A 12,747-nucleotide genomic window follows, 5' to 3' on the forward strand; every position below is an offset into this window, starting at 1 on the left:
TTTTAAAGCGAAGTTCCGCGGGCTTCTGAATCGGTGTCAATTCCATCAAGAACCAGTTTGATTTTTTCAAAATTGCCGTTGCGGAAAACTGTAACGGTTACTGTGTCATTCGGTTTTTTTGATTCGAGAGCGCTCGTATAATCTGCATAAGTGCGAATGTTTATTCCGTCGATTCCTGTGATTATGTCGCCACCAAGGTAAATTGTAGATGGATTAAAGCGACTTCCGTATTGAACAGGTTTTGTTCCGCCCAAAATTCCTGCTTTTTCTGCGCTGCTGCCTTCTTTTACCTGACTTACGAGAATTCCGTAATTGATTTTTAAGCCTGCATATTGTGCAATGCTTGAAGTCATCTGAACTGGAGATATTTGGATTGTTCCGCGGCGGACTTTTCCGTATTTTAAAAGGTCGCTTACAACGCGCTGGGCCGTGCTTACAGGAACTGCAAAGCCAATTCCAGCAGATGAACCCGAATTTGAAATTATCATTGTGTTTATGCCGACCATTCTTCCTTTTGTGTCTAAAAGAGGTCCTCCAGAATTTCCTGGATTGATTGCGGCATCGGTTTGAATCATATTTCTGATAATTACATTTGCACTTTCCTGAATCGGTCTTCCCAGTCCTGAAATTATTCCTGTTGTCATTGTTCGTTCAAGGGCAAAAGGGTTACCGATTGCGATAACTTTCTGTCCAACTTTTAACGTGCTTGAATCTCCAAAATCGATTGTCTTAAGCTTTACATTTTCCGGCGGATCAAATTTTAAAACTGCAATGTCGCTTTCAATATCTTTTCCTATGACTGTTCCTGGATAACTAGTTCCGTCAGCGAGTGAGATGTTGATTTTGTTTGCCTTGCTGATTACATGCACGTTCGTAACTACATATCCGCGTTTGTCGATTATTGAGCCTGAGCCTGAGCCTCCGTCCTGAACGACAGGCTCTAAAAACCAGTTGATTCCCATAACCTGCGTTGTAATGTTTACGACTGCTTCGTTGCATTTTTCGTAAACAAAAATATTCTGTTCTTCGTCCTGCGTGTATTGAGAAACAGGAGAGGCGGCTGGTGTTACAATATTTTTTTGAGGCAAAACTTCTTCAACAAATTCTGCTGTTTCGGAATTCTGCTGTTTTTGAACGTCCTCGGTTTGTGTCTGACCAGTTTTTTCAGAATTTTCAGATTTTAAATTTTTTTGAACTGCAAAAAATGCTGCGCTAGCACAAACTGCGCCTGCAAGAATTCCAGTTAATGTGTTTTTTATCATTTGCTGTTTTGAATATAATTTCATCTTTTGCCTCCAATTTTTATAAAAGCATGGAAATTCCGGCTTCTGTTTTTAAATAAGTTTGATTCTCAAAAAATTGTGCGTTTGAGCGCAAATTTAGATTTAGATAATTTAATGCAATTTGGAAGTCGAATCCAATATCAACCGCTCTCAAAAAATCAATTGAATTTGAACTTCTGCCGTCGTTTTCGAGGGCTGTTGTTCCAAAAGAAGAATTCAACGCGCTGTAAATTGCAAACGAAACCGACTGCCCCTTTAATTGAAAGCAGATTCCGTTTCTTAATACTTTATCGTAATTGTCGTTTTTTGTGTTGAATGTGGAAGTTGCAAAAGTGAATTCTGATGAAATTCCTGCATAAAAATTATTGAAATCCAGTCCAAAAATAAGTCCGCCGCCAAGACCGCAGCCATTGTCTGCTCCGTAAGGCTCGAACGGTTTGTTTTTAGCTCCTCCAGCTCTTATCAAAAAACCAAAATCCATGTCAAAATCAGTCTGTTTTTTTGAAGCAGTAAATTTTAAGGCTGAATTTATAAAAGGCGAAGAACCTTCGTGTCCTGCGTTTAACCCGACTTTTGCTGAAAGTTCGATATTTTTTGAAAAAGAATAGGCAAAAAAAGTTGAAAGTGGTGCGCAATAAAAATTTTTATTTTCACAGGCGGAAATTATGCCGGCATTTACGCCAACACAGAATGTTTTTTCAGGAAAATTAAAGGCTGCCGGAAGAATTCCAATACCAGAACCGCTTGCCGTAATTGAGGCAGAAGGAATTTTTATCGAACTGTCTGCTGTAAAATCAACCGAAAACTTTTGTTCGCCAGCTTTGAGACTTGCAGTGTAAGTTCCGTCTTGAATTTTTGTTCCGTTCTGTGCGATTCCGTCCCAAATTACATTTTGAATCCATGTTGTAAAGCCTGGCAAGTTCCGGCTTATGATGGAATTGCCCAAAGAATCTTTTATTGTTAAGGTTCCGTTTCCGAACGAAGTAACTTCAAAATTGAATTTTATCTGACCTGCTGAACCTTTTAACGCTGGATTAAAGCGCTCCTTGTTTGCCCTGAAATTTGAAACCGAAAACTGTGCTTCCTGAAGGCGGATTGTGATTATTTGATATGAATTTCTTGGAACGTAGATAGATGAAGATTCGCTCTTATAGCCAAATTTTTTTGCAGAAACCGTGTGGCTTCCTTCTTCAAGTTGAACGATGTTTCCGCTGATTTTTGTGTTGTCGACATAAATTAAAGTTTCTGGTTGAACTGCAATAAAATTTACAGTTCCTTCGTACTTTTCAAGTTCTACATAAAAAACGCGTTCTTCTCCCTGAGGAACATTTATTCTGTAGAATTTTGGTTTATAGCCTGTTTTTTTTACGCGCAGATTGTAGCGACCAGCCGGAAGGTCGTTTACCGTTAAATTTGTGTGGCCTTCAAAATTGCCGTTTAGAAAGACTTCTGCGTTTGGAACGTTTGATTTTACTGTGATTTTTGTTTTTTCTTTTTCGATTGCAGATTTTCTGTCAGATTTTAATAAATCCGGATAAGTTGAATACGCCTCATCAAATTCAAATCCTTGCTGAACGGATTTGTCTTCGACAAAAAATCCAAAAGAAGATGCGTTTTCGTTAGAAAATAAAGCACCTGCCGAAATTATAAAAATTGCTAAAATAGCAGTAAATCTTTGCAATGACATAAATTAACTAAATCCTTACTATAATTTACCCGATTATTCACAGGTCGGCAACAGACCGTGTTCAAGAAAACTAAAGTAACTGTTTTTTGTTATAATTATGTGGTCGAGCAGGGGAAGCCCTAAAAGTTCACAGCCTAAGGACAGTCTTCTAGTCGTTTCTATGTCGTCGTCAGAAGGCTCCGCGTGTCCTCCCGGATGATTATGAGTCAGAATAATTCCAGAAGCGTTTTCTTTGACAGCTTCTCCGAAAATTTCAGACGGCTTTAAAACTGCCATGTTTTTTCCGCCAATGCACAGAACTCTAATTGTAAGAATTTCTTTTGCGCCGTTCACGGTTACCATTACAAAGTGCTCTGCTTTTTGCATTGCATAGTGCTTTATGAACGGAATTACGTCCTGCGGCTGATTAACAACAGCCTGTGGATTTCTGTTGTGGCGTTTTCCAAATTCCAGTGCTGCCAGAATTGCCAGAGCCTTGCTTGCGCCGACTCCTTCGATTAATTGCAGTTTTTCAAGCCAGTTTTCCGGATTGTGAGAGCAGATTACTTTTAAAATTTCTTCCGACATATATTCGATGGGCATTTTTTTTGTTCCTGATCCCAAGACAAGCATTATGAGCTCTTTGTCGTTTGGGTAGGAAAGTCCATTTTTTAATGTCAGCCGTCTTAAATCAATTGGTTCCTTAAAATTGTTCATATTATATATATTGACCTGAAAATCAATATTTACCGATTTTTGGTGAACTTTTTTGAAAAAATAGAAGCGTTTGCGGATTTTTCAAGTATCTTCTTGTAATTTCTATACTTTTCTATTATGATTTGGCTTCAAGGTGCAGAGGGCACTTTTATTTTAACTGCGATTTTTAGGCCTTTTAGTGTATTTTAGAGGCTTTTTTGTCGCCTTTGGGATACATTTTATGAAAGACTCAATTTTTGATGCTGAAAAAACGGCAGATTATGGTGTCGGTTCAGCTGACAAAACTCAGGAAATTCCGAAAAATCTGGAAATTTCAGAAAGTGAAAATGATGATGAACAGTCGGAAGAAATTTCTTTTGAAGATTTAGGACTTGACCAGAGAATTCTGGAAGCAATCGAAAAAAAAGGTTTTAAAACTCCTTCTCCGATTCAGGTATTGGCAATTCCACGTCTTCTGAACGGCGATACAAACCTGATTGCAAAGGCACGAACTGGAACAGGAAAAACTGCGGCTTTCGGACTGCCGATTGTTCAGAATATTCACGAAGAAAGCGACCATGTGCGCGCTCTTGTGCTTGAACCTACTCGCGAACTTGCAATTCAGACTTGTACAGAAATGCAGAGTTTTACTTCAGAAAAATTTCCGCGCGTTACCGTTTTGTACGGCGGAGCTTCATATTCAACTCAAATTAAAGATTTAAAACGTGGAACCGAAATTGTCGTTGGAACTCCTGGCCGGATTAAAGACCATCTTGAGCGTGGAACATTAAAACTCGACAAAATCGATTATTTTATTCTCGACGAAGGCGACGAAATGCTCGACATGGGGTTTGTCGATGACATTAAGTTGATTTTTGCACAGGCAAATCCAGACAGCAGAATTTTGCTTTTTAGCGCAACCATGCCAAAACCGATTCTTCAGATTGCAGAAGAATTTATGGGCGAATACGACATTGTTCAGGAAGAAGGTTTTGTAGAAGAGCCTCTTTTGATTGATCAGAAATATTGGGTTGTAAGCGAACGCGACAAAATTGAAGCTCTTGTTCGCCTTATCGACATTTCGCCTGATTTTTACGGACTTGTTTTTACAATGACAAAAAACGATGCCGACCTGGTGAGCCGGATGCTCGACGAAAGAGGTTATGAGGCGGCCGCTTTGCATGGCGATGTTCCTCAGGGACAGCGTGAAAAAATCCTTGCAAGATTTAGAAATAAAAAAACGCGTGTTTTAGTTGCAACCGATGTAGCCGCCAGAGGAATCGATATTTCTGGCTTGAGCCACGTTGTAAACTATTCTCTTCCGTTTGACGCTGCAACTTATGTTCATAGAATTGGACGAACAGGACGTGCTGGAACTTCTGGAATTGCAGTTACCTTTGTTCGTCCAGAAGAAAGACGCAAACTTGAATTTTTAAGAAAGCGAATTCGCGCTGCGGCAAAAGGCGAAATGAAAGAAGAGCAGGTTCCTTCAATCGAAAGTGTTCTCGAAGTAAAACGAAGCCGTATACTTGAAGAATTGAAAGAAAAAATCGGTTTAAAGGCAAAAAAAGAATTTGTGCCAGAATCGAAAGAAAAACAGTTTGAAAACGACGAAATTGTTGCTTTGCCAGCAGATGTTGAATCCGAAAAAACATCGGAAAGAGAAGAGTCTTCTTCTCAAATCGGTCAGATTTCTAAAGAAAATAGCGAATCTGGCGAAGCAAAAGAAGAATTTGTTCCTCAGCTTAAAAAAGTTGAAGAATTGTACAAAAAAATGGCAGAAGATTTGTGCGCAAACCAAAATGCAGTAGAAGTCCTTGCCGCTGTTTTGCAGGTTAATTACGGAAAGTCTCTCGACGAAAGCCATTATGGAAAAGTTCAGAGCCAGAAAGGCGGAAGTTTTGCCTCTAATCCAAACCAGAAACGTATTTATGTTCAGCTCGGAAAAAGGGATGGCTTTAATGCCCGCTCAATTGCCGAATATTTTAGCGATTTATTGAATATTCCTGGACGAATGGTTGACAGAATCGACGTAAGTCAGAATTTCTCTCTTTTGAGTCTGCCGACAGGAAATGCCCTTCGTGCTCTTGAACTTTCAAAGAGCCGCACAAACTTGCCTCATATGCATCTCGATTCAAAAGAAGATGATAATTTTGGAGGAAGACGCCGCAGAGGCGGACGCGACAATGCAGACCGTTTTGAAGGACGCGGACGGCGTGGTTTTGGCTCAAATCGTTATGATGTAGCCAAAAAAGACGGAGAAAGACGCGGTCAAGGACGAAGCCGCCGGGCAAATGACGGTTTTAAAAGCGAACACGGACGCACACGCGTTCACACTTCAACCCAAAGAAACGGTGCCAGTGCTTACAAAAAATCAAACAAAAAGGCAGAAGTGTTCTAAAAATGCTCTTAAAAAGTTTCCTGTAAAAAGTCAGGGTAAATAAAATCCCGAAACATTTTGCGGTCAAAAAACAAACTCCGCAGTTTCGGGATTATTTTTTAGTATACGCCTAAATTTTGTTAAAAGCAATTTTTATAGTTCGGGCGATTGCATTTTTTACTTTTTTTGAAATCTTACATTCTTACAGGAACGCCCATTTTGTCCAGATCGGCTTTTATTCCGCCGACTGTGTAGCCCATGCTGTGAACCATGCTCGCAATGAGGGCTGCATCGGCTTTTCCTTCTTTTAGTACATTCGCCAGATGTTCGGGAGTTCCGCCGCCGCCAGAAGCAATTACAGGGACACCGACACTTTCCGCAATCATTTTTGTAAGGTTTATTTCGTAGCCGTTTTTCATTCCGTCTGCATCAATCGAATTTAGCACGATTTCTCCGGCTCCAAGTTTTACGGCTTTTATTGCCCATTCTCGCGCATCAAGGTCGGTTTTTGTCCGTCCGCCGTTTATAAAAACCCTGTAACCGCTCGGACAGGACTCGTCTTTTGCAGCATCCATTCCAAGAACAATACACTGGTTTCCGAAAATTCGCGCGCCCTGGCTAATAAGTTCCGGATTTTTTACGGCCTGGCTGTTCAAACTTACTTTTTCTGCCCCGGCAAGAATTGTCGAGCGAATATCTTCTATCGAACCGATTCCTCCTCCAACGCAAAAAGGAATAAAAACCTGCTCTGCAACGTGGCTTATAAGATCTAGAATTGGACCTCTGCCACGCGCGCTTGCCATAATGTCGTAAAAAACAAGTTCATCAACTCCCTGCTCGTAGTATTTTTTTGCCATTTCGACAGGATCGCCAATATCAACATTGTTCTGAAATTTTACGCCTTTTGTCGTTCGGCCGTCTTTTACATCAAGACAAACAATAATTCTTTTTTTTAACATACTTTCTGACCTTTTTTAGATTCGGCTGTATTTTTTGCTTTAGCTGATTCTTGCCTAAAAATTTCTACCTAACCGTTAATAAAATTTTTCAGAACCTGAAGTCCGCATTTTCCCGACTTTTCCGGATGGCACTGAAAAACCGTAATATTTTCGCTTTCTACGCAGGCTGGAACCTGTGTTCCGTAATCGACCCACGCTTTTACAATAGTTTTGTCCTCGGGCTGGATTAAATACGAGTGAACAAAATAAAAGTCCGAGTGTTCTGGAACGCCTGCCAAAAGTTTTGAACCGCCGTTTGCAAAATTCAAATCGTTCCAGCCAATCTGCGGAACTTTTAATCCCGGATTTTTTTCTTCTTTTTTCCAGACCGTGTTAAAAAGTTTTATTTCGCCTTTTAAAAGTCCAAGACAATCAACATCGCCTTCTTCAGAATGTTCAAAAACAATCTGACTTCCAAGACAGATTCCAAGCATTGGCTTTTTTGATTTTGCCCAGTCTTTTAAAAATGAATCAAAACCTGTTTTTTTAAACTGTTCCATTGCGTATTTTGCTTCGCCAACTCCGGGAACAATAAGCCGTTCGCAATTTTCGAGTTCGGACGGTTTTTTTGAGAGAATAAAATTTGCGTTCAAAGACAAAAGCGCGCGTTCAACACTTTTTATATTTCCTGCATTATAGTCAACAATTCCAATCATGGCTGAAATTCTAGCGGTGAGTGATTTTTTGGTCAATGCCAGCAGTTTTTAATCTGAAAAAAGTTTTGTTTTTTCGTATTGAAAAAATTGCGCAGGTTTCCGATAATTTTTATATGAATGAACTTTTTCAGGTAATAAAAGCAGTTTTTTCCAACAAAAGTGTAATTGCAGCAGCGATTGGTTGTGCCGTTATCTTTGAATTCATCAATTACATAAGCAATTACCGGAAAAAGCCGCCAAAACAAAAATTTAAGAAAATAGTTGCCTCAGTTCCTCCAGCTTCTTCTGAAAATGACGAAACTTCCGCCTCAGAAAATAAAGACGATGAATAGATTTTACTGTTAAAAAGCGTCTGAATAAAAAACGAGGTTTTTCTGTCTTTATGTCGAGATGATTTTCCCAAAAGCCACCGAGTTTTTTTATTTTTTTGTTGTCAAAAAGTTGAGTTAAAATTTCTTGCATATCGCGTGCTTCCCAAACATTTTCCTTAAAAAAATCTCTGTCCCGCAAATTGAACTTTTGGGTCAAAATATTCACAGTTTCGTCTTTTGTAAAAAGCCTTCTGTTCCGTTTTATGAATTTAAATGCAAATTCGGCGTCGTCTGCGCGATAATCAACTTTTTTTCCAGATTTTTGCGCATCGCAAATGTCGCAGCCTGAACAGATAACCTGTTCTCCGGTCAGATAGTTCATCATAAATTCTCTGCGGCATATTTTTGAATTTGCAAAATCGCCCATTACTTTTTCGCGGCTGTTTTTTTGTGCCTGTCGCCATTTTGCCTGATCTTTATGGCTCCAGATTAAGACCGAGCTTACATCATCTCCTTTTCTTCCTGCACGTCCTGCTTCCTGAATAAAATTTTCTATGTGTTCCGGGGCGTCAAGGTGAACTACAGTGTAAATGTTTCCCTTGTCCATTCCCATTCCGTATGCGCAGGTTGCCGCAAGAATCCCGTCTTCTGTGTCAAAAAACCACTTTTCAACTGCAAGCTTTTCTTCTTTTGTCATGCCTGCGTGGTAAAATTTTGCTTTTTCTGAACCAAAATATGCGGTCAAAAGGCGAGCCGTGTCTTCCGTTTTTTTCCTGCTTGAGCAAAAAACTATCATCGGTTTTTTTAGTTCGATGCAGGCTTTTAAAACGGCTTTTTTCTTTGCGTATGCGTACCTTACTTCGTAGTGAATGTTTGAGCGGTCTGCTGAACTTTGAACAAGATGGGCGTTTCCGTCAAAAAGAACTTCATTCACTCTTGCAAGAACTGGAGGACTTGCCGTTGCTGTAAATGCGGTGACGGTTTTTACTCCGAGTTCTTTTATGATTTTTCCGAGCGTAAGGTATGCTGGTCTGAACGAATCTCCCCATTCAGAAACGCAATGCGCTTCGTCGATTGCAATGTGGGCGATCCTGCATTTTTTTAAGCGGCAGATAATTTTTTCATTTTGCAAAACTTCTGGATTTGCAAGAATTACTCGCACTTTTCCGCATTCTATTTTCTGGAAATTTTCTTCCCTTTCTTCCTGCGTCTGACCGCCCTTAAAAACAACACACGAAAGGCTTCCTTCCTGCATTCTTCTCTGCTGGTCTGCCATCAAAGCCAAAAGCGGATACATTACAAGAGTTGGACCGTTCAAAATCAGCGCAGGTGTCAAAAAACACAGAGATTTTCCAGCTCCAGTCGGCAAAAGAACAATCTGCTTTCCTCGGCACACTCCGTCGTTTTCGTTTATCTGACCGTCTGGCTCAAAATCTTTATTTTCGGCGTATGAACTGTCTAGACATGAATTGTCTAGACAGGAACTGTCTAGAATATTTGCAATTACAAGTCTTTGCCACGGAAACAAAAATTTTATGCCGAATGATTTTTGCGCTATAAGAGTTGCCTCATCGCAATAAAAAAAATTCTTCTTCATCAAAACTTTGTGCAGGAAAATCTTCGCCTTCAATAAAAATTTCTTTTTCTGCCATACACATTTCTCCCATAAAACTTTTTGTTAGAGGTGGCATGGATTGCGAGAATCCCTCCATCACTAATATATATGGTGGCAAAAGTCAGTTTTTACACAAAAATAAAAAATTTTCTTATCTGTCAAGAATCGTAATTTCTACGCGGCGGTTTTTTGCCATTCCGGCCTTGTCCGAATTTGAGGCGACTGGAACTTTTGAGCCAAATCCCTGCGTAAAAACGTGTTTTTTTTCTCTAATTCCTAAATTCGTCAAAAAATCTGCAACGGCTTCCGCTCTCTGTTCGCTCAAAACCTGGCACGATTCTTCACTTCCAAAGCGTGCGGTGTGTCCCGAAACTAAAAGGTCGTTGTCAGGATAGCTAGAGAGAATTTCCCCGATTTTTTTGATTTTAGTTTTTTCGCTTTTTTCGAGCCGTGCGCTGTTTGCTTCAAACTGAATGTTTTCCAAACTGATTGTAAGTCCGCGGTCAGTTTTTGTTACCGAAATGTCTTGCAAACCCATTCCGTCAATTTTTTCGAGAACTGCCTGCACAGTCTCTTCTGTCGCCGTCCGCTTAAATTCTGTATATTCGACCTTCGTTTTTCCAGAAAACTGATATTCGTTTCCGCTCAAAGTTTCAATCACGATTCTAAAATTTTCTTCATAATGGTCAATCTGTCCCTTTTCAAAATCCCACCAGATTGTTCTGTCCGAAAATCCCATCGTCGTAACCGGAAAATCAGCCGTAAAGCCATTTGTCGTCTGCTCCATTTCTGTTTCGTAAAAAAGCGTGTATTTTGCAGAAATTACGGCAAAAGTCTTTTTAGTCCTAGAACTGTCCGAAGAAAAACCTTCTTCATCGCGCTCATATTTGTATTTTGCCGTAAAAGGTACAAAAAACGGCTCTTCAACGTTCAGTTGCCGTCTCAAATCTTCTGCTTCGTAGCCTTCGGCAGTCCACTCGTCGCCGATTTTTAGCATTTTGTCCGGAAAAACAGGAAGATCGCGGATTACTGGCATAAAATAGCTTGAGTCAATTTCAAACCGGCCGTCCTTTGCCCTCCAAAAATTGCTTTCAAAGTTTTCTCCCCATTTCCAGCTTCCGCCGTTATTGTCCGCTGAATGAGACTGCTCGCTTGTCATAAAATTTCCGCATATCCATCCGCGTCCGTTTTCATCAACTTTTTCGACTCTCTCAGTAACACGGCTTACTATTTTGGCGCTGTGGTTGAGCCTGCCGTTCACTTTAACAGTCTCGTCAACAGTAGAAATCAAGCCAAAATTGTCGCCTTCGCTGTATTTAAACTCAAATTTTCTGCCTTCGTCATTAGCAAAAAAGAAATTTGCGGCAAAAATAAAAAATCCGGCAAAAAAAATCGTTTTTTTCATAAAAATTCTCCATATAAAATTCGGGACGCACAGCCAGCTCTCTAACCGCTGTTACAGGCTTCGGTGCCCTCGGTGCTTTGCACGCGCACGCGCCCTTCCACATCGGGCTGCAATGCAATATAAAATGTATGGTATAATCGCTTTATGAACATTTTACTTGAGCGTTTTATTCACAATCCAGCACTTTTATTTATTTTCGGAATAATTATATTCATTTTAATCGTTTTTATCTCCTGGAAAGCCGGAAGAATCTCTGCCGAATTAAAATTTCGTCGTGTTTTAAAAACTGAACGTGCAGATGCTGTAAACCGTTCAAAAGCGGTTCTTTCCGGGCTTGCAGCCGAGCAGATTGCGCCTTTTTTGCCGAATTTTCCATGTAATCCTGCTGACTGCCGTTTTGTCGGAAAACCTGTGGATTTTGTTGCTTTTAGTACAGAAAATGATGGCGAAGTAAAAGAAATTTTATTTATCGAAGTAAAAAACGGGACAAGCCAGCTTTCAAAACGCGAAAGAGAAATAAAAAAATGTGTTGAAGAAAAAAAAGTGCGGTACCTAGAGTACCGCACCAATTTAGAAAGTAAAAGTTTTTAGTCTGTGTAGCGGATATCCTGCCAAATATTGTTGTATTTGTCCAGGTTTTCGCCAATATCGAGTTTAAGTTTGCAGTTATTCATCTGGTCTGCTTCGTACATTGGTTTTTTAGTCGTAAATTGCGCTGCTTCTGGAATTACAAAGCAAGGAAAGTGAAATGCATCAAGAAATTTTGCATAAACTTCTGGACGGTGAATGTAATTTATAAATTCATTTGCAAGTTCAACGTGTTTTGCAGTTTTTAAGATGCACATGCTGTCCAGATAAGACGGACCGCCTTCTTCTGGAATAAAAAAGTCGATTGTATCTTCCCATTTTTCTTCCGGAACTTCACCGTAAACAACTTCTGCATATCCCTGACAGAGCCAGAAATCTCCAGAAGCAAATGATTTTCCAAAGCCTTCTGCGTCAAATTTTACAAGGTTTGGTTTCCAGTTATTTACAATAAGTTCTTTTGCTTTTGCAAGTTCGCTATCGTCTGTCGTGTTAATATCGTATCCCAAAACTGTCAGTGCGTCTCCGACAACTTCGCGCATGTCATCCATCATTGTGGCATGTCCTGCGAATTTTTTGTCAGCAAAGATATTCCAGTTTTTTTCGTAAGTTCCAGCCTGGACTTTTGTTTTATTTACGCTTACGCCTGCTGCTCCAAGGTAGTATGGACTTGCATATTCAAAATTTGGATCATAAGTTGCCATTTTTGAAAGCAAAGGATTTATTTTTGAATTATTTGTTTGCTTTGAAGGATCGAGTTTTTGCAACATTCCCTGCGCAATCATGATTGAAGCATAGTCCTGCGAAGGAACAACAATGTCGTAACCTTTTGCGCCAGCCTTGAGCTTTGCATACATTTCTTCGTTAGAAGCATAGCTGTCTACTTTTACCTTACAGTTAAATTCTTTTTCAAAGTCGCGAAGAACTTCGTCTGGGGTGTAATAAGTCCAGTTGTACAGGTAAAGAGTTTTTCCGTCATCTCCACAAGAAGTAAAGAGACCCATAGCGGCAAATGCACCAAAAGCCGCAACTGCAATTTTAGAGGCGATTTTCATAACGCTTAACTCCAAAACCCGGAAGCACCATTGCAACCGGGAAAACATTAAATAAACCGCTCACACAGAGCGTTTTTTACATAAAAACAGAAAATTT

General features: G+C 39.9%; 12 protein-coding genes. 3 read left to right on the forward strand and 9 right to left on the reverse strand.

Annotated elements, in window-relative coordinates; genetic code table 11:
• Positions 1-2: 2 nt before the first annotated feature.
• The 3 genes from ACT6XC_RS05890 to ACT6XC_RS05900 are packed head-to-tail and all read right to left on the reverse strand — an operon-like array spanning position 3 to position 3,666.
• Positions 3-1,286 (reverse strand): S1C family serine protease, encoded by a 1,284-nt coding sequence (locus ACT6XC_RS05890; protein ID WP_443737890.1) that lies wholly within the window; start codon positions 1,284-1,286, stop codon positions 3-5.
• Positions 1,287-1,302: 16 nt separating this feature from the next.
• Positions 1,303-2,970, reverse strand: coding sequence for a PEGA domain-containing protein (locus ACT6XC_RS05895; protein WP_443741141.1), 1,668 nt, complete (start codon positions 2,968-2,970; stop codon positions 1,303-1,305).
• Between the two features lie 33 nt (positions 2,971-3,003).
• Positions 3,004-3,666, reverse strand: coding sequence for a JAB domain-containing protein (locus ACT6XC_RS05900; protein WP_443741142.1), 663 nt, complete (start codon positions 3,664-3,666; stop codon positions 3,004-3,006).
• A gap of 220 nt (positions 3,667-3,886) precedes the next feature.
• Here ACT6XC_RS05900 and ACT6XC_RS05905 point away from each other — a divergent pair, with 220 nt between their 5' ends.
• Entirely contained in the window at positions 3,887-6,046 is a 2,160-nt protein-coding gene (locus tag ACT6XC_RS05905) for a DEAD/DEAH box helicase (protein WP_443741143.1), read from the forward strand.
• Positions 6,047-6,219: 173 nt separating this feature from the next.
• Here the strand turns inward: ACT6XC_RS05905 and hisF are convergent, their stop codons facing one another.
• Both hisF and hisH read right to left on the reverse strand, forming a co-directional pair.
• Complete coding sequence (gene hisF, locus ACT6XC_RS05910; protein ID WP_443737894.1) at positions 6,220-6,984, reverse strand: imidazole glycerol phosphate synthase subunit HisF; 765 nt, start codon at positions 6,982-6,984, stop codon at positions 6,220-6,222.
• Positions 6,985-7,052: 68 nt separating this feature from the next.
• Entirely contained in the window at positions 7,053-7,679 is a 627-nt protein-coding gene (gene hisH, locus ACT6XC_RS05915) for an imidazole glycerol phosphate synthase subunit HisH (protein ID WP_443741144.1), read from the reverse strand.
• A 113-nt stretch (positions 7,680-7,792) separates the two neighbouring features.
• On the opposite strand from hisH, the gene ACT6XC_RS05920 reads away from it, so the two are divergent.
• Positions 7,793-8,011 (forward strand): hypothetical protein, encoded by a 219-nt coding sequence (locus ACT6XC_RS05920; protein WP_443737896.1) that lies wholly within the window; start codon positions 7,793-7,795, stop codon positions 8,009-8,011.
• Here ACT6XC_RS05920 and ACT6XC_RS05925 read toward each other — a convergent pair.
• The 3 genes from ACT6XC_RS05925 to ACT6XC_RS05935 all read right to left on the reverse strand — a co-directional run bounded on the left by ACT6XC_RS05925 (position 7,929) and on the right by ACT6XC_RS05935 (position 11,010).
• A complete protein-coding gene (locus tag ACT6XC_RS05925) occupies positions 7,929-9,587 on the reverse strand; it encodes a RecQ family ATP-dependent DNA helicase (protein WP_443741145.1) in 1,659 nt (552 codons plus the stop codon). The two genes, ACT6XC_RS05920 and ACT6XC_RS05925, sit on opposite strands and share 83 nt — an antisense overlap.
• Positions 9,559-9,681: a hypothetical protein gene (locus ACT6XC_RS05930; protein WP_443741146.1), complete on the reverse strand. Its 123-nt coding sequence runs from the start codon at positions 9,679-9,681 to the stop codon at positions 9,559-9,561. Before ACT6XC_RS05930 ends, ACT6XC_RS05925 begins: the two co-directional genes overlap by 29 nt.
• Before the next feature lie 75 nt (positions 9,682-9,756).
• Positions 9,757-11,010 carry an OmpA family protein gene (locus ACT6XC_RS05935; RefSeq protein ID WP_443741147.1) on the reverse strand — a complete coding sequence of 418 codons (1,254 nt, stop codon included), beginning with the start codon at positions 11,008-11,010 and terminating at the stop codon, positions 9,757-9,759.
• 144 nt (positions 11,011-11,154) lie between these two features.
• On the opposite strand from ACT6XC_RS05935, the gene ACT6XC_RS05940 reads away from it, so the two are divergent.
• Positions 11,155-11,601, forward strand: coding sequence for a Holliday junction resolvase-like protein (locus tag ACT6XC_RS05940; protein ID WP_443741148.1), 447 nt, complete (start codon positions 11,155-11,157; stop codon positions 11,599-11,601).
• On the opposite strand, the gene ACT6XC_RS05945 is transcribed toward ACT6XC_RS05940, so the two are convergent.
• On the reverse strand, positions 11,598-12,650 hold the full coding sequence (locus ACT6XC_RS05945) for an extracellular solute-binding protein (protein WP_443737900.1): 1,053 nt from the start codon (positions 12,648-12,650) through the stop codon (positions 11,598-11,600). The two genes, ACT6XC_RS05940 and ACT6XC_RS05945, sit on opposite strands and share 4 nt — an antisense overlap.
• Positions 12,651-12,747 lie beyond the last annotated feature (97 nt).

The sequence above is a fragment of the Treponema berlinense genome, from assembly GCF_052273165.1.
GTDB classification, from domain to species: Bacteria; Spirochaetota; Spirochaetia; order Treponematales; family Treponemataceae; genus Treponema_D; species Treponema_D berlinense_A.

Excerpts from the sequence above, each read along its gene's own strand:
- ACT6XC_RS05890 (WP_443737890.1), bottom strand. The coding sequence starts at position 1,286 with ATGAAATTATATTCAAAACAGCAAATGATAAAAAACACATTAACTGGA.
- ACT6XC_RS05895 (WP_443741141.1), bottom strand. The coding sequence starts at position 2,970 with ATGTCATTGCAAAGATTTACTGCTATTTTAGCAATTTTTATAATTTCG.
- ACT6XC_RS05900 (WP_443741142.1), bottom strand. The coding sequence starts at position 3,666 with ATGAACAATTTTAAGGAACCAATTGATTTAAGACGGCTGACATTAAAA.
- ACT6XC_RS05905 (WP_443741143.1), top strand. The coding sequence starts at position 3,887 with ATGAAAGACTCAATTTTTGATGCTGAAAAAACGGCAGATTATGGTGTC.
- hisF (WP_443737894.1), bottom strand. The coding sequence starts at position 6,984 with ATGTTAAAAAAAAGAATTATTGTTTGTCTTGATGTAAAAGACGGCCGA.
- hisH (WP_443741144.1), bottom strand. The coding sequence starts at position 7,679 with ATGATTGGAATTGTTGACTATAATGCAGGAAATATAAAAAGTGTTGAA.
- ACT6XC_RS05920 (WP_443737896.1), top strand. The coding sequence starts at position 7,793 with ATGAATGAACTTTTTCAGGTAATAAAAGCAGTTTTTTCCAACAAAAGT.
- ACT6XC_RS05925 (WP_443741145.1), bottom strand. The coding sequence starts at position 9,587 with ATGAAGAAGAATTTTTTTTATTGCGATGAGGCAACTCTTATAGCGCAA.
- ACT6XC_RS05930 (WP_443741146.1), bottom strand. The coding sequence starts at position 9,681 with ATGCCACCTCTAACAAAAAGTTTTATGGGAGAAATGTGTATGGCAGAA.
- ACT6XC_RS05935 (WP_443741147.1), bottom strand. The coding sequence starts at position 11,010 with ATGAAAAAAACGATTTTTTTTGCCGGATTTTTTATTTTTGCCGCAAAT.
- ACT6XC_RS05940 (WP_443741148.1), top strand. The coding sequence starts at position 11,155 with ATGAACATTTTACTTGAGCGTTTTATTCACAATCCAGCACTTTTATTT.
- ACT6XC_RS05945 (WP_443737900.1), bottom strand. The coding sequence starts at position 12,650 with ATGAAAATCGCCTCTAAAATTGCAGTTGCGGCTTTTGGTGCATTTGCC.